Origin of the sequence: Streptomyces sp. MUSC 14 (assembly GCF_001866675.1) — a bacterium.
Classification (GTDB): domain Bacteria; phylum Actinomycetota; class Actinomycetes; order Streptomycetales; family Streptomycetaceae; genus Streptomyces.
Genome location: NZ_MLYN01000061.1, coordinates 56,077 through 80,226, shown reverse-complemented (window position 1 = coordinate 80,226; position 24,150 = coordinate 56,077). Strand labels below are relative to the sequence as shown.

The 24,150-nt window shown below is 71.6% G+C and carries 23 protein-coding genes, 4 pseudogenes and 1 riboswitch; of the genes and pseudogenes, 13 read left to right on the top strand and 14 right to left on the bottom strand.

Translation table 11 applies throughout. From position 1 onward, the window contains the following. Window positions 1–21 precede the first annotated feature (21 nt). A complete protein-coding gene (locus tag BIV25_RS35610) occupies window positions 22–693 on the bottom strand; it encodes a TetR/AcrR family transcriptional regulator (protein WP_071376645.1) in 672 nt (223 codons plus the stop codon). Between the two features lie 160 nt (window positions 694–853). On the opposite strand from BIV25_RS35610, the gene BIV25_RS35605 reads away from it, so the two are divergent. Further along, complete coding sequence (locus BIV25_RS35605) at window positions 854–1,639, top strand: SDR family NAD(P)-dependent oxidoreductase (RefSeq protein ID WP_071376644.1); 786 nt, start codon at window positions 854–856, stop codon at window positions 1,637–1,639. 54 nt (window positions 1,640–1,693) lie between these two features. Here BIV25_RS35605 and BIV25_RS35600 read toward each other — a convergent pair whose 3' ends face one another. From BIV25_RS35600 to BIV25_RS35585, 4 genes are all read right to left on the bottom strand, one after another. Beyond that, a complete protein-coding gene (locus BIV25_RS35600) occupies window positions 1,694–2,662 on the bottom strand; it encodes a threo-3-hydroxy-L-aspartate ammonia-lyase (RefSeq protein ID WP_071376643.1) in 969 nt (322 codons plus the stop codon). Between the two features lie 22 nt (window positions 2,663–2,684). Continuing rightward, on the bottom strand, window positions 2,685–3,314 hold the full coding sequence (locus tag BIV25_RS35595; RefSeq protein WP_071376642.1) for a transcriptional regulator: 630 nt from the start codon (window positions 3,312–3,314) through the stop codon (window positions 2,685–2,687). A gap of 143 nt (window positions 3,315–3,457) precedes the next feature. Then, window positions 3,458–4,444: an aldo/keto reductase gene (locus BIV25_RS35590; RefSeq protein WP_071376641.1), complete on the bottom strand. Its 987-nt coding sequence runs from the start codon at window positions 4,442–4,444 to the stop codon at window positions 3,458–3,460. Window positions 4,445–4,632: 188 nt separating this feature from the next. After that, the gene (locus tag BIV25_RS35585; RefSeq protein WP_071376640.1) at window positions 4,633–5,337 is read right to left on the bottom strand and encodes an SDR family oxidoreductase; all 705 of its coding nucleotides are present in this window, start codon (window positions 5,335–5,337) and stop codon (window positions 4,633–4,635) included. Window positions 5,338–5,509: 172 nt separating this feature from the next. Here BIV25_RS35585 and BIV25_RS35580 point away from each other — a divergent pair, with 172 nt between their 5' ends. Beyond that, a complete protein-coding gene (locus tag BIV25_RS35580; protein WP_256256711.1) occupies window positions 5,510–6,649 on the top strand; it encodes a (4Fe-4S)-binding protein in 1,140 nt (379 codons plus the stop codon). A gap of 204 nt (window positions 6,650–6,853) precedes the next feature. On the opposite strand, the pseudogene BIV25_RS35575 reads toward BIV25_RS35580, so the two are convergent. The 3 pseudogenes from BIV25_RS35575 to BIV25_RS35565 form a co-directional block, all read right to left on the bottom strand. Then, window positions 6,854–7,441: pseudogene (locus tag BIV25_RS35575) on the bottom strand (ABC transporter ATP-binding protein); the annotation flags it as partial. Continuing rightward, window positions 7,438–7,821: pseudogene (locus BIV25_RS35570) on the bottom strand (iron chelate uptake ABC transporter family permease subunit); the annotation flags it as partial. The pseudogenes BIV25_RS35575 and BIV25_RS35570, both read right to left, overlap by 4 nt. Next, window positions 7,818–8,210, bottom strand: a pseudogene (locus tag BIV25_RS35565) (ABC transporter substrate-binding protein); the annotation flags it as partial. The pseudogenes BIV25_RS35570 and BIV25_RS35565, both read right to left, overlap by 4 nt. Before the next feature lie 68 nt (window positions 8,211–8,278). After that, window positions 8,279–8,492, bottom strand: a riboswitch (cobalamin riboswitch). Window positions 8,493–8,626: 134 nt separating this feature from the next. On the opposite strand from BIV25_RS35565, the gene BIV25_RS35560 reads away from it, so the two are divergent. The 3 genes from BIV25_RS35560 (at window position 8,627) to BIV25_RS35550 (ending at window position 12,126) form a co-directional block, all read left to right on the top strand. Continuing rightward, entirely contained in the window at window positions 8,627–9,427 is an 801-nt protein-coding gene (locus tag BIV25_RS35560) for an SAM-dependent methyltransferase (RefSeq protein WP_071376639.1), read from the top strand. 30 nt (window positions 9,428–9,457) lie between these two features. Next, a complete protein-coding gene (locus BIV25_RS35555; RefSeq protein WP_071376638.1) occupies window positions 9,458–10,291 on the top strand; it encodes a serine hydrolase domain-containing protein in 834 nt (277 codons plus the stop codon). Window positions 10,292–10,647: 356 nt separating this feature from the next. Further along, complete coding sequence (locus tag BIV25_RS35550) at window positions 10,648–12,126, top strand: glutamate-cysteine ligase family protein (protein WP_071376637.1); 1,479 nt, start codon at window positions 10,648–10,650, stop codon at window positions 12,124–12,126. A gap of 6 nt (window positions 12,127–12,132) precedes the next feature. On the opposite strand, the gene BIV25_RS35545 is transcribed toward BIV25_RS35550, so the two are convergent. From BIV25_RS35545 to BIV25_RS35535, 3 genes are all read right to left on the bottom strand, one after another. After that, window positions 12,133–13,506 (bottom strand): S41 family peptidase, encoded by a 1,374-nt coding sequence (locus BIV25_RS35545; RefSeq protein WP_071376664.1) that lies wholly within the window; start codon window positions 13,504–13,506, stop codon window positions 12,133–12,135. Window positions 13,507–13,619: 113 nt separating this feature from the next. Further along, entirely contained in the window at window positions 13,620–14,036 is a 417-nt protein-coding gene (locus BIV25_RS35540; protein WP_071376636.1) for a nuclear transport factor 2 family protein, read from the bottom strand. 52 nt (window positions 14,037–14,088) lie between these two features. Beyond that, window positions 14,089–14,454 carry a helix-turn-helix domain-containing protein gene (locus BIV25_RS35535; protein WP_071376635.1) on the bottom strand — a complete coding sequence of 122 codons (366 nt, stop codon included), beginning with the start codon at window positions 14,452–14,454 and terminating at the stop codon, window positions 14,089–14,091. A gap of 130 nt (window positions 14,455–14,584) precedes the next feature. Between BIV25_RS35535 and BIV25_RS35530 the strand changes: the two genes are divergently transcribed. After that, complete coding sequence (locus BIV25_RS35530; RefSeq protein ID WP_071376634.1) at window positions 14,585–15,235, top strand: FMN-dependent NADH-azoreductase; 651 nt, start codon at window positions 14,585–14,587, stop codon at window positions 15,233–15,235. A 56-nt stretch (window positions 15,236–15,291) separates the two neighbouring features. Here BIV25_RS35530 and BIV25_RS35525 read toward each other — a convergent pair whose 3' ends face one another. Beyond that, window positions 15,292–15,621 (bottom strand): branched-chain amino acid transporter permease, encoded by a 330-nt coding sequence (locus BIV25_RS35525; RefSeq protein ID WP_071376633.1) that lies wholly within the window; start codon window positions 15,619–15,621, stop codon window positions 15,292–15,294. Further along, window positions 15,614–16,369 (bottom strand): AzlC family ABC transporter permease, encoded by a 756-nt coding sequence (locus BIV25_RS35520; protein WP_079177079.1) that lies wholly within the window; start codon window positions 16,367–16,369, stop codon window positions 15,614–15,616. Before BIV25_RS35520 ends, BIV25_RS35525 begins: the two co-directional genes overlap by 8 nt. Before the next feature lie 62 nt (window positions 16,370–16,431). On the opposite strand from BIV25_RS35520, the gene BIV25_RS35515 reads away from it, so the two are divergent. The 3 genes and pseudogenes from BIV25_RS35515 to BIV25_RS48155 form a co-directional block, all read left to right on the top strand. Continuing rightward, entirely contained in the window at window positions 16,432–16,890 is a 459-nt protein-coding gene (locus BIV25_RS35515; RefSeq protein ID WP_071376631.1) for an Lrp/AsnC family transcriptional regulator, read from the top strand. Window positions 16,891–16,906: 16 nt separating this feature from the next. Then, the gene (locus tag BIV25_RS35510; protein ID WP_071376630.1) at window positions 16,907–17,764 is read left to right on the top strand and encodes a thioesterase family protein; all 858 of its coding nucleotides are present in this window, start codon (window positions 16,907–16,909) and stop codon (window positions 17,762–17,764) included. A gap of 57 nt (window positions 17,765–17,821) precedes the next feature. After that, window positions 17,822–17,965: pseudogene (locus BIV25_RS48155) on the top strand (flavin reductase family protein); the annotation flags it as partial. Between the two features lie 253 nt (window positions 17,966–18,218). On the opposite strand, the gene BIV25_RS35500 reads toward BIV25_RS48155, so the two are convergent. Next, a complete protein-coding gene (locus tag BIV25_RS35500) occupies window positions 18,219–19,253 on the bottom strand; it encodes an Lrp/AsnC family transcriptional regulator (RefSeq protein WP_107486499.1) in 1,035 nt (344 codons plus the stop codon). A gap of 108 nt (window positions 19,254–19,361) precedes the next feature. On the opposite strand from BIV25_RS35500, the gene BIV25_RS35495 reads away from it, so the two are divergent. From BIV25_RS35495 to BIV25_RS35480, 4 genes are all read left to right on the top strand, one after another. Next, window positions 19,362–20,522 (top strand): alpha-hydroxy-acid oxidizing protein, encoded by a 1,161-nt coding sequence (locus BIV25_RS35495; protein WP_071376628.1) that lies wholly within the window; start codon window positions 19,362–19,364, stop codon window positions 20,520–20,522. 223 nt (window positions 20,523–20,745) lie between these two features. Next, window positions 20,746–22,356 carry a benzoylformate decarboxylase gene (mdlC, locus tag BIV25_RS35490; protein ID WP_071376627.1) on the top strand — a complete coding sequence of 537 codons (1,611 nt, stop codon included), beginning with the start codon at window positions 20,746–20,748 and terminating at the stop codon, window positions 22,354–22,356. Between the two features lie 50 nt (window positions 22,357–22,406). Further along, window positions 22,407–23,168, top strand: a complete 762-nt coding sequence (locus tag BIV25_RS35485; protein ID WP_071376626.1) for an SDR family oxidoreductase — start codon at window positions 22,407–22,409, stop codon at window positions 23,166–23,168. Between the two features lie 178 nt (window positions 23,169–23,346). Beyond that, a complete protein-coding gene (locus tag BIV25_RS35480) occupies window positions 23,347–23,613 on the top strand; it encodes a hypothetical protein (protein WP_177235528.1) in 267 nt (88 codons plus the stop codon). Window positions 23,614–24,150: the final 537 nt, after the last annotated feature.

The window sequence follows — 24,150 nt, the reverse complement described above, 5'->3', positions numbered from 1 at the left end:
CCACTGACAACGGGCCGCGGCCTAGTCCGCCGCCTCGCCGTCCGACGCCAACGCGCCCATCCCGCCCATCAGTTGGCGCAGGCAGTCGAGCGCGAGAGCGGCCGGGGAGCCCTCGCCCGTGACGCCCGCGTCCGTGTCGGCCCAGGTCTCCAGGGCGATGCGGATCGCGTCCGTGGCCGCTGCTGCGGCCAGGCGCACCTGCACCGCCGCCAGGCGCCCGTCCGCGAGGCGGGCGACGACCGGCACGAGACGCTCCTCGGACTCCTGGTTGACGCGGTACCAGACCGCGCGCAGCGCCGGATCGTCGGCGGCGGCGCGCAGCAGCCCCCGGGTCCGCAGCAACGCCTGGGCGGCACCCTCGTCGGGCGCCGCCAGCGACTCCTCCACCGCGGCCTCGAGCGCCCGGGACAGCCCGGCGCCCGGTTCGGCCGCCTCCAGCAGTGCCCGCCACCGGTCGGCGCCGGCGGCGAGCAGCGGGCTCACGGCGTCCTGCTTGGAGCGGAAGTACCGGTAGAAGGTCCGCAGCGCGATCCCCGCGTGCCGGGCGATCTCCTCGGCCGTCGTCGCGTGCGGGCCCTGGGCCGCGAAGAGCTCGGCCGCGGCGTGCGCGATCTCCAGCTGGGTGGCGGCCTTGCGGCGCTCGGTCAGGGAAGTGGGCGGCGTGCTGCGCGCCCCGGACGGCTGGGTGCTCACCCCAGAAGGGTACGGCCCGGCAGCACAGCTTGGCACAAAGTGCCGCAGTGGCAAAATGTGCCACTCGGGCGTAACGTGAAACGCATGGGGACGCCGGCAGGCACGCGATCCGGCGTCGTGAAGGCCCCGCCGTACACCGGCGGGGCGGGCAGGAGAAGACATGAACCGCTACGAAGGCCGCCGCGCACTGATCACCGGCGGCGGCTCCGGCATCGGCCAGGCCACGGTGCTGCGCCTCCTCGCCGAGGGCGGCACCGTCGTGGCCGCCGATGTGAGCGAGCGGGGCCTTGGGGACACGGTGGACAAGGCGGGAGCGGACGCGGACCGCCTCACCACGCTCGTCGTGGACATCGCCGACGAGACCTCCGTGCGCGAGGGCGTCGCCACCGCGGTCTCCGCGCTCGGCGGGCTGGACGTGCTGGTCAACGCGGCCGGGATCCTGCGCTCCTCACACACCCACGAGACGACCCTGCAGGACTTCACCCGCATCCTCCAGGTCAACCTCGTCGGCACCTTCCTCGTCATCCGCGAGGCCATACCCGCACTGCTCGCGGGCCGCGACGCGGCGGTGGTCAACTTCAGCTCCACCTCGGCGACGTTCGCGCACCCGTACATGGCGGCGTACGCGGCGAGCAAGGGCGGCATCCAGTCCATGACCCACGCCCTCGCCGCCGAGTACGCGAAGCGGGGCATCCGCTTCACCGCCGTCCAGCCCGGCTCCATCTCGTCCGGCATGACCGACGGCAGCGGCGCCAGCGGCCAGAGCGCAGGTCCGGGGCTGCCCGCGGACGCCGACATGTCACTGTTCGCCAAGCTCTCCCCGGCGCTCGGGCAGGGCTTCGCCGGTCCCGGGACGGTCGCCTCGGTCGTCGCGATGCTCGCCTCGCGGGACGGCCGGTTCGTCACCGGCACCGAGATCCGCGTCGACGGCGGCACGCACTTCTGAACGGGGTGTGCCCGGCGGCCACCGGCCACGCGTCGGTGCGGGCCGGTACGGCCGTCAGGAACCGAGGAGTTCGACGAACCGCTCGATGTCGATGTTGCCGCCGGAGGCGATGACGCCGACGCGCGGCGGGAGGTTCTCCACGCGGCCCGCCAGGAGTGCGGCCAGGCCGGTGGCGCCGCTGGGTTCGAGGACGATCTTGAGGCGCTCGAAGGCGAACCGCAGGGCGGTGATGATCTCCGCGTCACTGACCAGCGCGATGCCGTCGACCAGGCGCTGGTTGATCGGGAAGGTGAGCTCGCCCGGCGTGGGCAGTGCCTGTCCGTCGGCGATGGTCCGGGGGACGGGCCGGGTGACGCGGACGCCGCTCTCCAGCGACCGCTTGGTGTCGTCCCCCGCCTCGGGCTCCACGCCGAGGACCCGGATGACGGGGTGCAGCGCCTTCGCGGCGGTGGCGCTGCCGGCGATGAGTCCGCCGCCCCCGACGGGCACGACGAGGGCGCCCAACGGGCCGGTCTCCTCCAGGAGTTCGAGGGCCGCGGTGCCCTGCCCCGCAATGACGTGCGGGTGGTCGTAGGGCGGGATGAGGGCGAGACCGCGCTCCTCGGCGAGAGCACGGCCGAGCGCGGTGCGGTCCTGGGTGTAGCGGTCGTAGGTGACGATCTCGGCCCCGTACCCGGCGGTGGCCTCGCGCTTGGCGCGCGGGGCGTCCTCGGGCATCAACACGACGGCGCTGGTGCCCAGTTCGCGGGCGGCGAGGGCGGTGGCCTGGGCGTGGTTGCCGGAGGAGTAGGCGGCGATGCCCTTGGCCAGTTGCTCCGGCGGGAGCTGGGCGGCCGCGTTGTAGGCACCGCGGAACTTGAAGGCACCGACCCGCTGGAAGTTCTCGCACTTGATGAACACCTCTGCGCCGACGAGGGCGTTCAGGGTGCGCGAGGTGAGGACGGGGGTGCGGTGGGCGACGCCTGCCAGGCGTGCGCCGGCGGCACGGACGTCGTCGAACGTGACGGGTGAAACGGTGGCCATGGCGAGATCCTCTCCCGGTGCGTCATTTCGCGTAGTTGTAGACGGTCGCCCGGGAGACGCCGAGCAGGTCCGCGATGGTCTGCGCGGCGTCGCGCGAGTCGAAGTAACCGTCCTGGTACAGCTGTCGTACGAGCGTCTTCTTGTCCTCGCGGCTCAGCGACCGGGGCGTGGCACCCCGCTGGGCGGACAACTCCTCCACGGCCTGGCGCAGTTCGCGGGCGGCACGGTCGCGCAGGGTCTCCAGCGGGCGGTCGCCGTGCGCGGTGTCCGTGGCGACGAGGTTCGAGAGGGCGAGCGTGACGGGCGACAGGACGGAGATGTCGAGGTTGAGGCAGAGCGCGGCGACGTACTCCCCCTCGGCGTTCTTGATGCCGATGGACGTGCTCTTCGCGGGGCGGCCGTCCGGGAAGCGGTTGGGGTAGTTCTGGACGACGCTCGGAAAGTCCGGGTCGGCGATGCGGGCGAGTCCCAACCCGGTGGCGGAATCCCCGACCTGACGTCCCGACAGATCGTTCTCGATCACCCGGATCGCATGTCGCGGGTCCCGCAGGTCGTGCAGCACCACCTCGCACAGACCCGGAAACATCCGCCCGAGCGCGACGGCGATCTTCTCGGCCTCCCGGACGAGGTGCTCGTCGGACTCCGCCGCCATCCCACTCACCAGCTTCCGGCTGCTTGGATTCACTGTCCAATACTGTACTCGAATTCCAAAGGGCGACGCCCGCCTGTCCGGAGACCGGACGGGCGGGCGTCAGGACGGGCTCGTACGGGCGTGCCCGGCGAGGGCGCGCGGGCTCAGTGGCCGCTGATCCCTCGCGGTGCGTACGGCTCCTCCAGCCGCTGCACCTCTTCGTCGGTGAGCCGCAGGCCCAGGGCCGCGATCGCGTCCTTAAGGTGGTGGGCCTTGGTGGCGCCGACGATCGGGGCGGTGATGCCCGGACGGGAGGCGACCCAGGCCAGGGCCACCTGGGCACGCGGGACACCGCGGCTCTCGGCGATCGCCGTGACGGCGTCGACGATGCGCTTGTCGTCAGGCTGGTAGAGCTTGCTCAGTACGGCGTCGGACTCGCTGCGGGCGCTGGCGGCGTCCCAGTCCCGGGTGAGCCGCCCTCGGGCGAGCGGGCTCCACGGGATCACCCCGACGCCCTGGTCCGCGCAGAGCGGCAGCATCTCGCGCTCCTCCTCGCGGTAGAGGAGGTTGTAGTGGTTCTGCATGCTGACGAACGTGGTCCAGCCGTGCCGTTCGGCGGTGTGCTGGAGCTTGGCGAACTGCCAGGCGTACATCGAACTCGCCCCGATGTAGCGGGCCTTGCCCGCCCTGACCACGTCGTGCAGGGCCTCCATCGTCTCCTCGACCGGGGTGTGCGGGTCGAAGCGGTGAATCTGGTAGAGGTCCACGTAGTCGGTGCCGAGCCGGCGCAGGCTGTGGTCGATCTCGGTCATGATCGCCTTGCGGGACAGCCCGGACCGGTTGGGCCGCTCGCTGCGCGCCGCGCCGCTCTCCACCTCGAAGAACACCTTGGTGGCGATCACGACGTCCTCACGCCGGGCCATCTCGCCGAGCGCCCGGCCGACGATCTCCTCGCTGGTACCGGCCGAGTACATGTTGGCGGTGTCGAAGAAGGTGATCCCCGCGTCCAGGGCCTGGCGGATGAACGGGCGGGCGGCGTCCTCATCCAGCGTCCACGGGTGCGGACCCCGGTCGGGGACGCCGTAGCTCATGCATCCGAGCGCCAGCCGCGAGACCTCCAGGCCGCTCGCGCCGAGCTTTGCGTACTCCATGGTTCAGTTCCCCTCGTCACCGGCCCCGCCACCGCGCCCCGGCGCGCGTCCGGGGACGGGGCGGGCCTGCTCCATCGGTACGAGCATGATCGTATCGAGGAGGGAGGGCGGCAGGCGCGGAGGGCTCGGACATCCACACCGCGCGCCGGGGCCGCCCTGCGGCCCGAGGGTGCGCCGGCGGCGTGCCGCTACCCGGCCAACTGCGGGTACATTGCCGCCAGTTCGCCGGAGAGGCCCGCCTTCACGTTCCGGGTGAGGTCGTCCGCGAGCACTTCGTACGCCCCGGTCTCGACGCCGTCGAGCGCGAGGGCGGCGACGTCGTGCGGTGCGGACTTGGGGGCGTCCACGGCCGCGGCCATGTCGGTGTCGATGTAGCCGACGTGCAGTCCCGTCACCCCGATGCCGCGCGAACTCAGTTCCAGGCGCAGGGAGTTGGTCTGGGACCAGAAGGCGGCCTTGGTGGCGCTGTAGGAGCCGGCGACCCCGATCCAGGAGAGCACGGAGTGCACGTTGAGGAGGTGTCCGCCGCCGTTGCGTCCGAGGACCGGGACGAAGGCCCGGGTGACCAGGAGCGGGCCGTAGAAGTTGGTCTCGAACTCACGGCGCACGACGTCGATCTCGGCATCGAGGAAGGAGCGCGCACCGAGCGAGACACCCGCGTTGTTGATCAGGATGTTGACGTCCTGCGCCTGCGCGGCGGCCGCGGCGACGGAGGCCGGGTCGGTGACCTCCAGGGCGAGCGGAACGGCGTCCGGATGGGTCACGGTGCGCGGGTCCCGGGCCGTGGCGTACACCTTGGCGGCTCCGCGCGCGTACAGCTCCTCCACCAGCGCCCTGCCCAGGCCCCGGCTGCCGCCGGTGACCAGGGCGACGGAGTTCTTGATCACGGTCATGTCGTCTCCAGGGGAAGTCACGAGTGAAAACCGATCGGTTTCCCATCGGCCTCTCCCACGGTAAACCGATCGGTTTCCAACTTCAAGCACGAACCGGAGCCACCCCCCGCCACCCTCTCCCGCTACTCTTCCCGGGGTAAGTTTGATTTTCCAACTCAGCAGGGGAGGCCGCATGCGCGAGCAGCGCACGGCCGAGGGGGCGGGAAGCCGGAAGCTGCCCGCCCGCCTCGCCGCCCACCCGTCCGTACGGGCCGTACTGGCATCCCGCGCGAACGCCGCTCCGGCACCGCCGCCACCGGTGATCGACGCGGACTGGCTGCGCGCGCTGTGTCTGGAGGCCGGTGCGGACGACGCGGCGGCGGTGAGCCTGGACCACCCCGACCTCGCCGGGGAGCGGGACCATGTCCTCGCCGCCCTGCCGGGCACGCGCGCGCTGGTCTCGCTCATGGTCCGGATGAACCGTGCCAACACCCGCTCGCCCGCGCGCAGCGTGGCCAACCAGGAGTTCCACCAGACCGACGAACAGGTCAACGCCGCCGCCCGCAGGGTGGTCCGGGCCCTGGAGGACGCCGGCCATCGCGCGCTCAATCCGTCCGCCGGGTTCCCGCAGGAGATGGAGCACTTCCCCGGCCGTATCTGGGTCGTCGCGCACAAGACGGTCGCCGTGGCCGCGGGCCTGGGCGTCATGGGGCTGCACCGCAATGTCATCCACCCCCGGTTCGGCAATTTCGTGCTGCTCGCCACCGTGCTCGTGGACGCCCCGGTCAGCGCGTACGGCCGGCCGCTGGACTACAGCCCCTGCGTGGACTGCAAGCTGTGCGTCGCGGCCTGTCCGATCGGCGCCATCGGCAAGGACGGCTCGTTCGACGCGCTGGCCTGCACGACCCACAACTACCGGGAGTTCATGAGCGGCTTCACCGACTGGGTGCAGACCGTGGCCGACAGTGCGGACGCGGCCGACTTCCGCTCGCGGGTGACCGACCCCGAGAACGCCTCGATGTGGCAGAGCCTCGCGTTCAAGCCGAGTTACAAGTCCGGCTACTGCCTGGCTGTGTGCCCCGCCGGCGAGGACGTGCTGGGACCCTATCTCGACGACCGCAAGGCCTATCTGGAGACCGTGCTGCGCCCGCTCCAGGACAAGGCGGAGACCCTCTACGTGCTGCCGGGCTCCGACGCCCAGCGGTACGCCGAGCGCCGCTTCCCGCACAAGCCGGTCAAGGAGGTCTCCGGCGGCTGGCGGCCCCCCGCCGGGCACCGTTCCGTCGAGCGGCGCGCCGACGAGGAGCGCCCGGGGTCCCCCGGCCCCGCCTGAACACCAGCCCGCCGAGCGCCCCTCGTCACCCGGACAACCCTCGTCACCCGGGCGGCCCGGCTCCGCTGGCCGTCGCGCGTCCGGTGGCGGAGGGTCTGAACAAGATCGGTGGGTCGATGCCTCGTCCGACCGGTCGCCGAGTCGCCCCTCCCTGTCCGTGACGACGTGCCGAGGCGGGCCGACCCACCGGGGGGCGGGGAGCGATCAATCCATGCGCTCGGGTAGTTCCCCGCCCTCTCCCACCCGCCCGTGCCACCCGCGCCGCCCGGCGCCCCGCGGTCCGTGCCGGGGCGGCTCCGATCGCTGACCGCCGCGCCGCAGGAAGCGGATCACCGGGTGGCCGTCCGCGGTGATGACCTCGGCGTCGACGCCGTACACCCGCTTGATCAGGTCGCTGGTCAGGACCGCGCCGGGCGGGCCCTCGGCGACCGCCCGGCCGTCGTGCAGCACTAGCAGCCGGTCGCAGTACAACGCGGCGAGGTTGAGGTCGTGCAGGGCAATCACCGTGGTGACCGGCAGGCTCGCGACGAGGTCCAGCAGGTCGAGCTGGTGCTGGATGCCGAGGTGGTTGGTCGGTTCGTCCAGGAGCAGTTCGCGGGGCTCCTGGGCCAGGGCACGCGTGATCTGGGTGCGCTGGCGTTCGCCCCCGGACAGGGTGTGCCAGGACTGTCCGGCGCGGTCGGTCAGACCCGTGCGGTCCAGTGCCTCGGTGACGGCCCGCGTGTCGGCGGGGCCGGGGGCGGCCCAGGCGCGGCGGTGCGGGATCCGGCCGAGCGCGACGACGTCCCGAACGCGCCCGCCGAAAGCGACACCGCTCCCCCGCCCACACCGAGCACGACGACTGCGACCGCGCCGGTCGAGGCTTCCGAGGACACCCCGAGCACGAACGGGTCGGCGAGCGGGTTGCGCAGCAGGGACTGCATGACCGCCCCGCACACCGCGAGCCCGGCGCCGCAGACGGCGGCCAGCAGGGTGCGTGGCATCCGCAGGTCCCACACGATCCCGTCGCGCAACGGCGCCAACCCGCTCTCCCCGAGCCCGAGACGGGCGGCGGCCGACGCCCACACGTCCGACGCGGAGATCTGGGCCGGGCCGATGGTCAGGGCGAACGCGACGGACAGCACCAGGGCGGTGAGCCCGGCTCCCGCCGACGCGGCCGTACGCAGGCTCACTTGACGAGCCCGAACGTACGCAGCCCGGCGGCGACCTGCTCGATGCCCTCGACGGTCCGGATGCCCGGGTTCATCGCCTGCCCGCTGAGCAGGACGTAGCGCTTCTTGCGCACCGCCGTGAGGTTGCGGGTGGCGGGGTCGGTCTCCAGGAAGCGGACCTTGGCCCGGGCGTTCTCCGCGGTCTGCATCGTGCGGGTGAGGTCGCCGAGGACGAGGACGAGGACGTCGGGGTCGCGGTCGGCCACGGTCTCCCAGTTGATCTGCGGCCACTCGTCGTGCGTGTCCGCGAAGACGTTCTGCGCGCCGACGGCACGGGTGATGATGCCCGGCGCGCCGCAGCAGCCGGCCGGATAGGGCGGGCGGGAGTCGGAGAACCAGTACACGAGGGCCTGAACACGGATGTGCCTCGGATGCCGGACGCGTACGCGGAGCCTGGCCTACGGACGTCCTCCGCACCCGGCGGCGCGAAGGTGCCAGCAGGTCTTCGGACTCGGGTTCGTCCGGCCGGGGCGCCTTCCCGGCAGGGTTCGGCGTCAGCCCTTCCGGCGGCCCGGTCCCTCCCAGTGGCATGGTGTGCCCCGCCCGTCCCCCTCACCGCTGCGCGTCAGTTGCGGATTCGCACCGGATTCCCTGGCCTCGGTTGTGGCTCGACTGGCTCCGGCAAGCTATCAGCACGTCCGTGCGCAGCCCCGGGCACAGCCGTCGGCAGCGGGAACTGTGGGCACGAGCGGGGTAGTTGATATGGGAAGCTTTGGCCAATCGTTCACGGGACCGAGGCCGTGACGGTCGGGGAGAGGAGCCCACTGTGACTCAGGACGGCGGCCAGGCCGTGCGCATCGACACCAGCAAGCCGCATCCCGCGCGCATCTACGACTACCTCCTGGGCGGCAAGGACAACTACGAGGTGGACCAGCAGGCGGGCGACCAGCTCGCCGCGGCGGCCCCCGAGGTGTGGATCTCCGTGCGCGCCAACCGCGCCTTCCTGCACCGTGCGGTGCGCTACGTCGTCGACACCGGTGTCCGCCAGATCCTGGACATCGGCACCGGACTGCCCACCTCCCCGAACGTGCACGAGGTCGCCCAGCAGCTGGCACCGGACGTGCGTGTCGCCTACGTCGACAACGACCCGATCGTGAAGGCGCACGCCGACGCGCTGCTCAGCCGGGCCGGCACGACCAGCATCGTCCTCGCCGACCTGCGCGATCCGCAGTCCGTCATCGATCATCCGGAGGTCCGCCGGGTCATCGACTTCGGCCGGCCGGTCGCCCTGTTCCTCGTCGCCATACTCCACTTCATCCGTGACGCGGACGGTCCCGAGCGGATCGTGGCCACTCTGCGCGACGCACTGCCGGCCGGCAGCTTCCTCGTCCTGTCGCACGCGACGGGCGACTTCGCCGACGACCGCAGCGACGCCGAGGCCGTCTACAAGAGCGCCACCGCCACCATGAACCTGCGCTCCCGCGACCGGGTCGAGCGGTTCTTCGACGGCCTCGAACTGGTCGAACCCGGCCTGACCCAGGTCCCGTTCTGGCGCCCCGACACCACCCCGCCGGCCGGCTCCGAGGAGATCGGCTTCTACGGCGCGGTGGCTCGGAAGAACGCCTGAGCACGGCGAGTCCGGCGCAGGGTCGGGCCCGTGCCGGACCCACGCACCCTCGCCGAGGAAGAGGTAACGGCCGGCACCTGCACGGGCGTACAGGCGCGGGAACTGCTGCACCGCCGGACCGTCATGGACTTCGCGCTCGGCGAGGAATCGCCGGGCGTGCCCCTCACGGCCGGCTCGGGCGTGCCGTGGTTCTCCGTCTCCGAGCTCCCGGCGGGCCCGGCCCTCGCCCGCGCCTGGGAACTCGGTCTGCTCGGCCCCGACGACCTCGTGCGGGACCATCTGCCGGAGTTCACCGGGGGCGGCCGGGACGCCGTCACGGTCCGCCATCCATGGAGCCACACCGCGCCGCTGCGGGCCGCCGACCGGGCCGCGGGCGGGGCCTTCGACCAGGGCTGGGACAAGCTCATCGCGCTGATCTGCGCCACGGACGCCGACCCGGACCGGATCCCCGGGCAGCGGGCGGCCCATCTGGGCCACGCCGGGTACCTGCTGCTCGGGGAGATCGTGGCCCGCCGCAGCGGTACCGCCTTCGCGGACTTCCTGCGCACCGAGGTCACCGAGCCGCTCGGGCTGAGCGCCGCGCTCGGCGGCCCGCCCGGTGCCCGCGTGGTGCAGGTGCCGTACCTCGGCCCCGCCGAGCTCGCGGCCCGCGTCGCCGCCTTCGCCGTCGCCGAGGGCTGCCACGGCGCATGTGTGGCCGGCTCCTGCGGCGGGGCGGCCGTCGCCGCCGAGGTCGTCCGCACCGGCGGTCTGCACCGGGGCCGTCGGCTGCTGCGCGAGGAGACCTGCGCGGCCCTCGTGCGCGCCCGGCGGACGCCGTGGACGAGGCGATGGGCGTGCCGGTGCGGTGGGGACTCGGGCTGATGCTGTACACGTTCGACTTCGGCCGGCACTGTTCGCCACGTACGTTCGGCCTACCGGAGGCAGTGCCTGCCTGGTCCTCGCGGACCCCGAGGCCGGGGCGACGATCGCGGCGCACCTCAACGGCAACGCCGCGCTCACCGAACGCGTCCGCTGCGACCACGCACTGTGCACGGCGGTCTGCCGGGATCTCGGTCTCGCCGCCCCCGGGGACCCGGGCCGCGCCCACCTGGCGCCGGCCTCGGCCTCGGCCTCATCCGAGAGCCGCCCGCCGTGGGGTTCCGCCCGCTTGGTGGGTGTCGTCCGATGGTGCGACGCTGGGTGGAGACGTGACCGACCCCGGGACTCCTGGAGGGCCGATGGGACGTGACGTCCCGGCGCTCGTCTTCACCCGCGAGGACCGCCGCCGGTACCGGATCAAGATGCACGGCTGCCTGGACGCGCTGGCGCAGATGCTGCGCGAGCAGCGGTTCGAGTCCGAGCGGCCCCAGGTCGGCCTGGAGATAGAGCTGAACCTGGTGGGCGACGACGCCGAGCCGGTGATGCGCAACAGCGACGTGCTCCAGGCGGTCTCGGACCCCGCCTGGTCCACCGAACTGGGCCGGTTCAACCTGGAGATCAACGTCCCGCCCCGGCGGCTGACTGCGGGCGGCCCCGACGCGTGGGAGGGCGAGATCCGCGCCGCGCTGAACCACGCCGACGAGCGGGCCCGTACGGTCGGCGCCCGGCTGATCATGATCGGGATCCTGCCCACACTGCGCCAGGAGGACATCGGCGAGGGCGCGCTGTCGGAGAACCCCCGCTACCGTCTGCTCAACGACCAGATCTTCGCGGCCCGGGGCGAGGACCTGCGCATCGAGGTGGACGGCGCCGACCGGCTGCGGACCTACGCGGACACGATCACCCCGGAGGCGGCCTGCACCAGCACCCAGTTCCATCTCCAGGTATCCCCCGAGGAGTTCGCCGCCTACTGGAACGCGGCCCAGGCGATCGCCGGCGTCCAGGTGGCGCTCGCGGCCAACTCCCCTTTCCTGTTCGGCAAGGAGCTGTGGCACGAGACCCGTGTCCCGCTGTTCGAGCAGGCCACGGACACCCGCCCGGAGGAGATCAAGGTGCAGGGCGTACGGCCCCGGGTGTGGTTCGGGGAGCGGTGGATCAACAGCGTCTTCGACCTGTTCGAGGAGAACCTGCGCTACTTCCCGGCGCTCCTCCCGCTGTGCGACGAACAGGACCCGGCCGAGACCCTGGACCGGGGTGACGTCCCCGAGCTCGGTGAACTCACCCTGCACAACGGCACGATCTACCGCTGGAACCGACCCGTGTACGCCGTCACGCACGAGGTGCCGCACATCCGGGTGGAGAACCGGGTACTGCCCGCCGGCCCGACCGTCGCCGACACGCTCGCCAACGGCGCCTTCTACTACGGTCTCACCCGGGCCCTGACCGAGGAGGACCGGCCGGTGTGGTCGCGGATGTCGTTCGCGGCGGCCGAGGACAATCTGCACACCGCCGCCCGGCACGGCATCGAGGCTCTGCTGTACTGGCCCGGGATGGGTGAAGTCCCGGTGCCGGAACTGGTGTTGCGCCGGCTGCTGCCGCTGGCGCACCGGGGACTCGCGCTCTCCGGCATGGACGAGGCGTGGCGCGAGCCGCTGCTCGGCATCATCGAGCAGCGCTGTGTGACCGCGCGCAACGGCGCGGTGTGGCAGAAGGAGACGGTCCACCACCTCGACGCCACCACGCACGCCAGCCGCCACGAGACACTGCGCCGGATGACCCAGCTCTACATCGACTACATGCACCTCAACGCCCCGGTGCACACCTGGCCGGTGGACTGAGCCGGCTCAGCCGCGGCCGCCCAGCAGGTTGACGGCCCGGTCGAAGGCCGAGTCCCGGTTCTTGGCGAACTCGTCCTTGGTGAAGACCGGTTCGGTCAGCTGCGGCGGTACGCCGGTGCCGTCGAAGGTGCGTCCGGTGCGGGTCAGGTACTCCTCGTTCGGCAGGGTGAAGGCGAGCCCGTCGGGCAGATGGCGCACCATGACGTCCGAGAAGACGCCCTGCGTGGCCTGCCCGATGCGCACGGTCCGTCCGGGCCGGTCGATGAGTGCCTGGGTGAAGGTCTCGCCCGCGCTGACCGTGGAGCCGCCGGTGAGGACGGCGACGGGGCCGGTGTAGCGGGGCGCGTCGGCGGGGACGACGGGCACGGGTTCGGGCCGGGTGTGCCGGGCGGGGTCGGCCGGGTCGTTGCGGGCGCGCTTGGCGTACGCGGTGTACGGCGTGTCCGTCAGCCGCTGGGCGATCCGGATGCCGAGGCTGTCGGCCCCTCCGCCGTTGACACGCAGATCGATGACGAGCCCCTTGAGCCGCTTCGTCCGCCCGGTGTCGAGCACGGTGTCCAACGCCCGGTCCAGTTCGGCCTGTTCTGCGGTGTACGGCGCGTCCTTGCCGGCGTATCCGCCGAAGCCGGAGATGCGCAGGTAGCCGAGGTCGCCCGGCAGGTCGGCGTAGGTGATCCGGCCGGCGCCGAAGTCCTGGCGGTGGGAGGCGTCCTCGAGGTCACGGGCGACGATGAACTTCTTGACCTTCGCGTCGAGTTCCTCGCTCGGCGCCTCGGTACCGGGGCGCACCTCGGCGAAATGCCGTTGGCCGTCGGCGACCACGACATGGGCGTCGTACAGGGGGCGCACCATCCGGCTGAGGATGCCGAAGAGCTGGTCCTTGGTGGTGTCCTGGTGGACCAGTGGCCGGTAGCGGTCGCGTACGGCGTGCCAGTCGATGCCCTTGGCGGCGAAGAAGGGGTAGTTCTCCTCGAAGGTCTGCCAGAAGACGTCGAAAGCGGTGCGCGGGTCGGTGGACGCCGGGCGTGCGCAGTCGGCGGGCAGGGCGGGCAGTCGGCGCAGCTGCCGGTGGCCCACCGAGCTGTCGGCGGCGAACAGCGCGTGCTCCCGGTCGTGCAGGGTCCGTACGGTCAGCACCGAGCCGTCGGCCGTCAGGTAGGTGCCCGGTCCGGTCTGCCGCGAGGTGTCGCCCTTGAGGCAGCTGACGGACGTCGTCTGATATTCCTGGAGCACTCCCCCGCCGGCGACGAGGACGGTGCCGTAGCCGTCCACGCGCCACACCCCGTCGGTGCCGGACGGGCCGGACGCGGCGGCGGCCGCGGCCGGCACGGCTCCGGCGGCGAGGGTCAGGACGGCGACGGTGGCCGTGAGGGTACGCACGATGGGGTCCTTCCGGTTCGGTGCACGCGGGACTCCACCGTCGCCGCTGCGCCCCTTGCCGCACCATCCGGAGGCCCGGTGCACCGGGCCTGGGGACAACCCCCGTACGCGCCTCACCCGGACCGGTGCACGCCGTTCAGGGGGACGCGTCGCGCGGTCAGGGTGCGGTGGCTGATCCGCCAGCCGTCGGGGGTGCGGACGAGGACGTCGTCGTAGGTGACGGAACCGCATGTGCCGTCCGCCCGGACACCCAGCCCCTTGGAGCGGGCGCGGACCCGGCCGTCCGCCTCCTCCCGCACGACGATGTTGGTGACGTGGTGCGCGACGGGATTGCCGTCTCCGAGTGCCAGCGCCGCATCCCGGACGGCGGCCAGACCCACCAGGGGCTCCTGGCCGAAGTCGGACACGTCGTAGACGATGTCCGGGGTGAACAGCTCGTCCATGCGGTCGAGTTGTCCGTCGTCCACGACATGACCGTGCAGTGCGATCAACTCGCCGATGGCGAGCCGGTCTTCGAGTCCCAGTGTCACGCACGTCCCCCTCGGCCCACTCCTGCGCGTACCCCCCGGCCGGGCGCTCCCGCTACGCCGCGCCCGGACACCGCGGCGCGTCCGGCAGATGGGTCTTCGCCCAGTCTCCCAGCTGCCGCAGCGCGGGCTCCAGGGCGGCCCCCGCCTCGGTCAGGCGGTAGGAGACGCGCAGCGGCGGGCCCTCGTCGACCTCACGCACGACGAGGCCGGCGGCGCCGAGCTCGGCGAGCCGGTCGGAGAGCATGCGTTCGCTGATGCCGGGGACGGCCCGGCGCAGGTCCGCGAAGTGCGCGGGCTGATCCACCAGGACGGAGACGATCGGACCGCTCCAGCGCTTTCCCAGCAGCTGGAAGACGCGGGTGATGCCGTCGTCCACCCGCTTGCACATCTCACCGTCGTGGTTCTGCTCCGCCGCCATGTGATCAGGGTACTACTTCACCGTAGGGAGGTGAAAAAAAGTAAGCCCCTGTGTTATTCATAGTTAGGTACGAAACTTCAGCCCGGGACGTCCGTGCCGGGCTGCCCTGATCCGTTTCCTGGAGTTCCCCATGGCCACCCTGCTGCACATCGACTCGTCCGTGTTCCCGGCCGAGATCTCGTCCTCCCGCTCCGTGACCGCGGCCTTCCGCAAGCACTGGGAGGAGCAGCACCCCGAGGGCACCGTCGTCTACCGCGACCTGAACGCCCAGCCCGTCCCGCACATCACCGCCGCCTCGCACACCGCCGGTTTCGTGGACCCCGCCGCCCACACGCCCGAGCAGGCCGCCGCCTTCGCCGAGCGCGTCCGGCTGATCGAGGAACTGGAGCAGGCGGACGCGGTGCTGATCGGCGCCCCGATGTACAACTTCTCGATCCCCTCGACCCTCAAGGCCTGGCTGGACAACGTCATCCTGATGGGCCGCACCGCGGGCGAGACCCAGTCCGCCAAGGGCACCCCGGTGACCGTCGTCGCGAGCCGCGGCGGCTCGTACGAGCCGGGCACCCCGCGCGAGGACTTCGAGTACGTGCGCAACTACCTCGGTGCCGCCCTCGGCGCGGGCCTCGGCCTGGACGTCGACTTCATCGTCCCGGAGCTGACGATGGCCCCGCAGAACCCGGCGATGGCCGAGCTGGTCCCGCTGTACGAGGCCTCCCGCGACCGCGCCCTGGAGGAGGCCGCCACGAAGGCCGGACAGCTCGTGGAGCGCCTGGCCGCCTGAGCCCGTCGCGTCCGACCCGGGTACCGCCGACGAGGCCGGACCCGGGTCGACGTGTGTCAGTGCGCGAAGACCGTGCTGGCCAGCGCCACGTTGACCGCGGTACCGGCCAGGATGCTCAGCGGCGCGTTGCGGCGCCACAGGTGCACGCCGACGGTGACGGCTAGCGCCGCGAGCGGGGCCAGTACGGCGGTGCGGGTGACCGGCAGGTCGCGCAGGCAGTAGACGACCAGGATCACCATGATCCCGGCGGGCATCCGGGACTGGAGATACCGCACGGTGCGGCTCGCGCGCAGCGGGCCGAGCACGGCGAAGGGCAGGGCGCGCAGGCCCCAGGTGACGGCGGCGGAGACGAGGACCGCGGCGACGAGGTACGGCGTGTCAGGCATGGCGCGGGTTGTCCTTGGTGGTCAGGTGACGGACGAGGAGCCCGACGGTGAACAGGGCGAAGGCGGCGAGGAGCAGGCTGCCCGGGAAGAGGAGCCGGGCGGCGAGCGCGCCGAGCAGGGCGAGCACCGGTGTCGGCAGATCGCCCCGCCGGTCGCGGACGGCCTCCAGCGCCAGCACGGCGAACAGCGCGGTGAGCGCGAAGTCCAGGCCCTGGACCCGGTCGGGGACGAGGGACCCGAGCAGCGCCCCGGCCGTGGCTCCACCCGCCCAGTACAGGTGCATGAAGAGCTGGAGCCAGAGGATCCGGCGGCCGGACCAGGCACGGGCCTGCTCCCCGGCGGTCAGCGCGTAGGCCTCGTCGCACAGCGCGAAGGTGCCGTATGCCTTGCCGAGCCGCCCCCGCACCCGGTCCAGCGGGAAGGACAGGGCGTAGAAGACGTGCCGCACGTTCACCAGGAACGCGGAGACGGCGACCGAGACCAGCGGTACGGCGGCGGCGACCAGCCCGACGAGCAGGAACTCGAAGGAGCCGCCGTAGACCAGCGCGCTGGACAGGGTCGCCCACCACCAGTCGATGCCGGAGCGGGCGACGAGGACACCGAAGGCGACACCGAGCGGGACGAAACCCAGTCCCACGGAGGCGGAGTCCCGCAGCGCGGCCCGCGCCTCCGAGGGGCTCCGCGACGGCGGGACGGCCACGGACGAGGAGGGGGACACGCCACGGCCGACGGCAGGAGATATGTGCATGGCGACATTTTAGGACAGAGTTTGCGTCACATGGTTGCCAAAAATGTCCGTACAATGCCCTCATGCGCAACGAAGTGAGCCTGGATGCCATCGACCGCGACATTCTGTTTCACCTGCGCCGGGACGGGCGGCTGACCAACGTCGAGCTGGCCCAGCGGGTGGGCCTGACCCCACCGCCCTGCCTGCGCCGGGTCAAGCGGCTGGAGGAGGCCGGTGTCATCACGGGATACCGGGCGGTGGTGGACCCCGAGGCGCTCGGCCGCGGGCTGGAGGTGCTGATCGACATCGAGGTCAGCGCCAACGACCGCACGACGTTCCTGGAGTTCGAGGACGTCGTGGCCGGATACGAGGAGGTCGTCGAGTTCCGCCGGATGTACGGCCGCCCGGACTATTTCGTCCGCGTCGCCGTCGCCGACCACGCGGCGTACGAGGCCTTCCTGGTGGACAAGCTCAGCGCACAGCCCTGCGTCCTGCGTATCGACTCCCATCTGACCATGAAGGCGATCAAGTCCGGCCCGTGAGCGCGGCGCGAGCAGGATGTACGGTGCATCTACCTGCTCGACGCCCCGCGATCATGGACACCCCGAGGAGAGTCACCCGTTGTCCGCGAGCTACTTCGAACGCATCGATCCGCACCGCTACAAGCCCACGGCGCACGCGAGCGGCGCGTGGGACACCGACGAGATGCACTTCAGCCCGCTCGCCGGTCTTGTCGTCCACGCGATCGACGGGTATCTCGCCGAGCGGCCGCGGCCGGGCGGACTGCTGGTCTCCCGGATCAGTTTCGACATCCTGGGGCGGCTCGCGCTGGACGAGTGCGAGATCCGGGTGGAGTCGATCCGGCCCGGCCGCACCATCGAACTCCTCGAAGCGGCCGTGGACATCGCCGGGCGGACGGCCGTACGGGCGCGTGCCTGGCTGCTGGCCGAGGGGGACACCCGTGCCGTGGCCGGTGGCGGTGACGCCCGGCTCACCCCGCCGCCTGACACGATCACCGCGCGGTCGCTCGGCGCCGTGTGGCCCGGCGGACACTGCGCGTCCGTCGACTTCCGGCCGCTCGCTCCCGCGGAACCGGGCCGCGCCGCGGCCTGGATCTCCACACACCTCGACCTCGTCGCCGGCGAACCGAGCAGCCCTCTCGCGTCCTACGTCGCCCTGATCGACACCGCCAACGGCATCGCCGTACGACGCTCGCCCGCCGAGTGGATGTTCCCCAACGTCGACCTGACGATCCACCTCCACCGCCAACCGGAGGGCCACTGGGTCGGGTTGGACACCACGGTCGTCTTCGGCCCGACCGGCCAGGGCCTGACCAGCTCCGTCCTGCACGACCTGACCGGCCCGGTCGGCCAGGCCCAGCAGACCCTCACCGTGCGCCCGCTGCCGGGCGCGTGACCTCCCACCGCGCGGGCGAGCCCACGAGGCGCTGATCAGATGGCATACGGTGCTGTCATGCGCGTCGACTACTCGCCCGAGTCCCTGAAAGCCGGGGCGTTCTACCGTCTGCTCACATCCGTCGTCGTACCCCGGCCGATCGCCTGGGTCTCGACCCTCGCACCGGACGGGGAGACGGCGAACCTGGCTCCTACGACGTTCTGAGGAAAGCGATGACGGTCTGGCCGGCACGCTAACGTGCGTACAGGATGGTCGGCAAGGTAGTGACTTGCCGTCGGCCGGGAATCCAGACCCACGCGCCCTCGAGCAGCGGCAGTCGGCCGAGGTCGTGCGGCTCGCCGTCGCCCTGATCCCCGACGTACGCCCGGCGCCCAATGACCCCAAGGCACTTACACAAGATCACAGACACGCCCGAGCCAACCATTGGTTCCAGCCCGGAACGGACTTCGGTTCGTCACCTCCTCGGCTCCGCCCAGAGGTCGGGCGGGATGATACCGGCAGAGCGGCCATGGGGGTCCAGGAGGCGCCCGAGCAGCTTGTCCTGGCGCAGGGTGATGACGCGGTCGACGATGTCGAGGCTCGGGTGGGCCGTGGCGAGCTGGGTCTCCAGGCGCAGTACGTCGCTGACGGAGTGCAGGCTGGCCTGGAGAATGAGGTTGTGGGGGCCGGTGACGGCGGCGCAGTTGCGGGTTTCGGGCAGGCGGATGAGGGCGTGGCCGATCTCGGGGAGCTCGGCGGGTGGGACTTTCGCCCAGAGGGTGACCGAGACGGGCCAGCCGCCGAGGGGGCGGGCGAAGTCGCAGCGGAATCGTAGGAGGCCGCGTCGGGTGAGGTGTTCGGTGCGGCGCTTGGCGGTGTTGAGGCTGACGCCGAGATCGTTGGCCAGGGTCTGGTAGGGAGCACGGCCGTCGTGGGCGAGCCGGGTGATGAGGGCGCGGTCGAAGTGGGTGATCTCGCCCGGGGCGACAGGAGTTTGGGCCGGGGGCGGGCCGGTCAGCTGGGCTCGTTGGTCGGGGCCCAGGGCGGCGATGCGCCATCGGCCGCCCTCTGTGAACATGTGGGTGACGATTCGGGCCTGCACGGCTGCGATCCCGGGAAGGTGCGGGAGCAGGTCGAGGGTGTAGCGAGAGAGGGCCATCAGGTCGCGGGTGGCGACGATGGCGAGGATGTCGTGGCCGGCCGCGGCGCGCTCGATCGTGAGCATGTGGGAGTGGACGCTCAGCGTCCGGGCGACCTCTGCGGTGGCTCCCGGGGCGCAGTCGATCACGACGAAGGCCACGCAGATCTGCTCGAACAGGCGTGGGCCGGGTGAGAAGCCCACCCAGGCGGCGCCTTGGTCGGCGAGGCGGCCGAAGCGGCGCGCGACGGTGACCGGGTCGACATCCAGGGCGCGCCCGAGCTCGGTCCATGAGGCCCGCGGCTGCAGCTGCAGGGCGTTGATGAGCGCCAGCTCGTCCTCTGTCAGCAGAGGCGGTGCATCATCCTGCACATCTCTGGCTCGTGAGTCAGAATCCTGCGTTTGGTGGCTTTCGTGCGTCACTCTCCCATTGTGGACTGCACAGGCCCGCACCTGGCGAGCGTGAAGGAGGGCCGGAGCATGAGTTACGGCGACTATCAGAACGAGATCTATCTGGCCGGGCTGCGCGGGGTGGTGCCGCCTTTCCCGATGACGTACGACGAACTGGAGCCGCTGGCCCAGGCCGCGATGCCCGCCTCGGTCCGCTCCTATGTCGCGGGCGGCGCCGGTGACGAGCAGACGCAGCGGGCCAACGTCACCGCGTTCGACCGCTGGGGTCTGGTGCCGCGCATGATGGTGGGGGCCACGGAGCGGGATCTGTCCGTCGACCTGTTCGGAATGCGCCTTCCCTCGCCGCTGTTCATGGCCCCGGTCGGCGTGATCGGGCTGTGCGCCCAGGACGGCCACGGCGATCTCGCCACCGCGCGCGCCGCCGCCCGCACCGGCGTGCCGATGATCGCCTCCACCCTGACCGTCGATCCGCTGGAGCAGGTCGCCGCCGAGTTCGGTGACACACCGGGCTTCTTCCAGCTCTACACGCCCACCGACCGCGAGCTGGCCGAGAGCCTGGTCCACCGTGCCGAGAAGGCCGGGTTCAAGGGCGTCGTGGTCACCCTGGACACCTGGATCACCGGCTGGCGCCCCCGCGACCTCGGCGTCAGCAACTTCCCTCAGCTACGTGGGAACTGCCTGGCCAACTACACCAGCGACCCCGTCTTCCGTTCCCGCCTCGCCCGCAGCCCGGAGGACGACCCGAAGGCCGCGGTCACCCAGTGGGCACGGATCTTCGGCAACCCGCTCACCTGGGACGACCTGTCCTGGCTGCGCTCGATCACCGACCTGCCGCTGATCCTCAAGGGGATCTGCCACCCCGACGACGTCCGCCGCGCCAAGGACGGCGGCGTGGACGGCGTCTACTGCTCCAACCACGGCGGGCGCCAGGCCAACGGTGGCCTGCCCGCTCTCGACGCGCTGCCCGGCGTGGTCCGGGCCGCCGACGACATGCCCGTCCTGTTCGACTCGGGCGTCCGCACGGGAGCCGACATCGTCAAGGCGCTCGCCCTGGGCGCCACCGCCGTCGGCGTCGGCCGCCCCTACGCATACGGCCTCGCCCACGGCGGCGAAGCCGGCCTCGTCCACGTACTGCGGGCCCTGCTCGCCGAGGCCGACCTGATCATGGCCGTCGACGGCTATCCCACCCTCGCCGACCTCACCCCCGACACCCTCCGCCGCCTCACCTGACACCCCCCGCGAGTCGGAACGGGACACACCGACGGCCCCTCGCTGACCGAGCCGTTGGCTCTGGCCCACCACCTCAGCCGACCCGGCCGTCATGCAGGCCGTTACCGAACGGACGGCGTGCGACGTTCAGGAAAGCATTCGAGCCTTCGCTGAGAAACGCCCACCCCTTCGGCAGGCCCGTTGAACCCGAAGCCCAGCTTCAGCAAGAAAGTCGATGAAAACCATGACCGAGCCGTCCACCGTCCGCAGCGTGACCTACGACCTGCTGCGGACCCTGAGCCTCACCACCGTCTTCGGTAACCCCGGTTCCACCGAACAGCCCTTCCTGCAGGACTTCCCCGAAGACTTCACGTACGTTCTGGCACTGCAGGAGGCGTCCGTCATCGCCATGGCCGACACCTTCGCCCAGGTGACCGGCCGCCCCGCACTGGTCAACCTGCACTCCTCGGCCGGTGTGGGCAACGCGGTGGGCAACCTGGTGGCGGCCTACCACGGAAACACGCCCCTGATCGTCACTTCCGGCCAGCAGCACCGGGAGCTGGTGATCGGCGATCCGTACCTCGGCAACCGCGAGGCCACCACGCTGCCCAAGCCATGGGTGAAGTGGTCGTACGAACCGGCCCGCGCCGAAGACGTCCCGGAGGCGTTCATGCGGGCCTACGCCGAGGCGCTGCAGCCGCCGACAGGCCCTGTCTACTTGTCGATTCCGATGGACGACTGGAAGCGGCCCCTGGCCGGCTTCACCCGGACCCGCACCGTCAGTGACCGGGTTGCCCCGGACCCCGTGCGGCTGCGTACGTTCGCCGAGCGCATCTCTGCCAGCCGTCGCCCCGCCCTGGTCTTCGGACCCGAGGTGGACCGCGCCGGTGGCTGGAACGCGGCCGTGGCCCTGGCGGAGAAGCTGCGCGCGGCCGTCTACGGCGCCCCGCTGCTGGACCGTGCCTCCTTCCCCGAGGACCACCCTCTCTTCGGCGGCCCGCTGGGCATGTCGGTGAAGACCATCAGCGACCGGCTGGCCGGACACGACCTGGTGGTCGTGATCGGTGCCGAGGTGTTCCGCTACTACCCCTACGTACCCGGCGACTATCTCCCTGAGGGCGCCGAACTGCTGCAGATCACTGGCAACCCTGCGGTCGCCGCGGCGGCGCGGGTCGGCGACAGCCTCCTGGGCGATCCCAGGACGACGATCGAGCTGCTCCTGGACATGGTCACGGAGGGGTCGACACGGACCGCTCCGGAACCGATGCCGCGCCCGCGCGTGCTGCCCCAGGCGCCGAACACCCCGCTCACCCCGCCGGAGGTCTACGCCACCCTGAGCCGGGTCCGCCCGTCGGACGCGGTCATCGTCAACGAGTCGACCTCCACGATGGCGCAACAGATCGAGTGGCTCCCTACCACCCGGACCGGATCGTTCTTCGCAACGGCCAGCGGAGGCATCGGCTGGGGCACCCCGGCCGCCGTGGGCGTCGCACTGGGCGACCGGGACAGGGGCGTCGAACGGCCGGTGATCGGCCTGATCGGTGACGGTTCCTTCCAGTACTCCGTGCAGGCCATCTACACGGCGGCTCAGCACGACCTCCCGATCGTCTACGTGGTCATGCGCAACCAGGAGTACTCCATCCTCAAGTCGTTCGCCGTGCTGGAGGAGACCCCGGGTGTGCCGGGGCTCGACCTGCCGGGGCTGGACGTCGCCTCGGTGGCCCGGGGCTTCGGATGCCGCGCAGTGGACGTGGAGACGACCGAGGACCTGGAGCGGGAGTTCAAGGCGGCTCTGTCCGCCGGCACCACCACCGTCATCGTCGTCGCCACGCAACCCCAGAAGGCGATGTTGTAGGCCGCGAGGCTCGCACGATCGCAAAGAGACCAGCGGAGAGGAAAGCAATCATGGACTTCGGACTGAAGGACCGCGTGTACATCGTCACCGGCGGCACCCGGGGGCTGGGCATGGCCACCGCGCGCGAATTGGTGGCCGACGGGGCGAGGGTGGTCGTCAGCGGCCGAGACGAGAAGTCGGTGGCCGCTGCCGTGGCGGAACTCGGCGGGCCGGAGCAGGCGGTCGGCGTCGTGGCCGACAACGCCGACACCGGGACCCCGGACCGGCTGATCGCCACGGCCCACGAGACCTTCAAGCGGCTGGACGGGGTTCTCATCAGTGTGGGCGGGCCTCCGGCAGGTACATCGGACACCATCGACGACGACCAGTGGCGCGCCGCCTTCGAGTCGGTCTTCCTCGGCGCGGTACGGCTCTCCCGCGCCGCCGCCGGCGAACTGGGCGAGGGCGGAGTCATCGGCCTGGTCCTGTCCAGCTCCGTGTACGAGCCGATTCCCGGCCTCGCGATCTCCAACGCCCTGCGGCCGGCCCTGGCCGGCTACGCGAAGAACCTCGCGAACGAGCTGGGCCCGAGAGGCATCCGCGTCGTCGGCCTCCTGCCCGCCCACATCGAAACCGACCGGGTGCGCGAACTCGACGCACGGCACGGCGACGCGGAGGCCGCCCGTGCCCGTGCGATCGCCGGTGTACCCCTGCGCCGCTACGGAAGCCCGGACGAGTTCGGCCGCAGCGCCGCCTTCCTGCTCTCGCCCGCAGCGTCGTACCTCACAGGCGTGATGCTGTCGATCGACGGCGGCGTGCGCATGGGGTTCTAGCAGTCTCCTTGGTCAAGAGCGCGTGCCGAGCGCATCCGTGCCAGGGCGGTCGAGGGAGGGGCGAGTCCGTCGGGCGCGCCGGGTCCGCCTCCGGTGGCGGTTTCGCGCCGGAGCCTGCCGCAGAACCGATTGCGCCACCAGGAAGACGGGCGACGATCCGACCGCGTGGGCACAGGAGTTGATCGCCCATTACAGCAAGCCGGTGAACGCGGCCCTCCTTCGGGGAGGGGCCGCCGCGGCCGGCGATAGCGAGTCGGACTGCCTCCGCGACCGCCGGGCGGAAGCGGCCGCCTTCGCCGGTCGGCCCAGCAGCACCTTCAGCGACGACCAGATCGTCGACAAGGTCGTGGCCTCCATCATTTACCGGGCCATCTTCCTTCCGTGGACGCTGGCCGCGCTGGACGCACACACCTACGTCGATGACCTTTGCGACCTGTCCGCCTGATCCTCGCCTCTCGTGAGCGGTTCCGGCCTGCCGACCGGGGGCACGCTCGGCCTCTTGTCGGGGATGGCGCCTGGCGTCTCATCCGGCGGCGGCGCGGTTTCCCTCGTTTCCGCGATACGTCTGGTCGGCGGGTTCTGCTGCATGGGCGCCGGGTTCCTGTGGGTGGAGTGGGGCACGCCGAGGCTCGTCGTGCGCCAACCGTACTGGTGAGCCTGCGCGGCCTCTAGGCGGACCGACCTGGGGGGCGGCGCCCCGTTCGACCTCAACCGAGCGCCTTGCTCCGGAGCCGCTCAGTCTTCGGCACGGTACGAGACAGGTTCATCGACGGACCGGCAGACGGACTGACAGGCGAAGACAGGACACAGGACCGGACCTGAGACCAGACCCGGGTGCCACCACTGGGTGGAGACAGCTGACGTCCGCTGCCCAGGGCGTCGACACCGTGCGCCGTGGGAACGCGCTGCAGGGCCGTGCTCCGCATGGCGATGAAACAAGCACGCCTCCGGCCCGAGCACACCTCGTGAGCTGGGCGGTACG

Coding starts and splice junctions, on each gene's coding strand:
- BIV25_RS35605 (WP_071376644.1), top strand. CDS start 854: ATGAACCGCTACGAAGGCCGCCGCGCACTGATCACCGGCGGCGGCTCC.
- BIV25_RS35600 (WP_071376643.1), bottom strand. CDS start 2,662: ATGGCCACCGTTTCACCCGTCACGTTCGACGACGTCCGTGCCGCCGGC.
- BIV25_RS35595 (WP_071376642.1), bottom strand. CDS start 3,314: ATGGCGGCGGAGTCCGACGAGCACCTCGTCCGGGAGGCCGAGAAGATC.
- BIV25_RS35590 (WP_071376641.1), bottom strand. CDS start 4,444: ATGGAGTACGCAAAGCTCGGCGCGAGCGGCCTGGAGGTCTCGCGGCTG.
- BIV25_RS35585 (WP_071376640.1), bottom strand. CDS start 5,337: ATGACCGTGATCAAGAACTCCGTCGCCCTGGTCACCGGCGGCAGCCGG.
- BIV25_RS35580 (WP_256256711.1), top strand. CDS start 5,510: ATGCGCGAGCAGCGCACGGCCGAGGGGGCGGGAAGCCGGAAGCTGCCC.
- BIV25_RS35550 (WP_071376637.1), top strand. CDS start 10,648: ATGGGACGTGACGTCCCGGCGCTCGTCTTCACCCGCGAGGACCGCCGC.
- BIV25_RS35535 (WP_071376635.1), bottom strand. CDS start 14,454: ATGGCGGCGGAGCAGAACCACGACGGTGAGATGTGCAAGCGGGTGGAC.
- BIV25_RS35530 (WP_071376634.1), top strand. CDS start 14,585: ATGGCCACCCTGCTGCACATCGACTCGTCCGTGTTCCCGGCCGAGATC.
- BIV25_RS35525 (WP_071376633.1), bottom strand. CDS start 15,621: ATGCCTGACACGCCGTACCTCGTCGCCGCGGTCCTCGTCTCCGCCGCC.
- BIV25_RS35520 (WP_079177079.1), bottom strand. CDS start 16,369: ATGCACATATCTCCTGCCGTCGGCCGTGGCGTGTCCCCCTCCTCGTCC.
- BIV25_RS35515 (WP_071376631.1), top strand. CDS start 16,432: ATGCGCAACGAAGTGAGCCTGGATGCCATCGACCGCGACATTCTGTTT.
- BIV25_RS35510 (WP_071376630.1), top strand. CDS start 16,907: ATGTACGGTGCATCTACCTGCTCGACGCCCCGCGATCATGGACACCCC.
- BIV25_RS35495 (WP_071376628.1), top strand. CDS start 19,362: ATGAGTTACGGCGACTATCAGAACGAGATCTATCTGGCCGGGCTGCGC.
- mdlC (WP_071376627.1), top strand. CDS start 20,746: ATGACCGAGCCGTCCACCGTCCGCAGCGTGACCTACGACCTGCTGCGG.
- BIV25_RS35485 (WP_071376626.1), top strand. CDS start 22,407: ATGGACTTCGGACTGAAGGACCGCGTGTACATCGTCACCGGCGGCACC.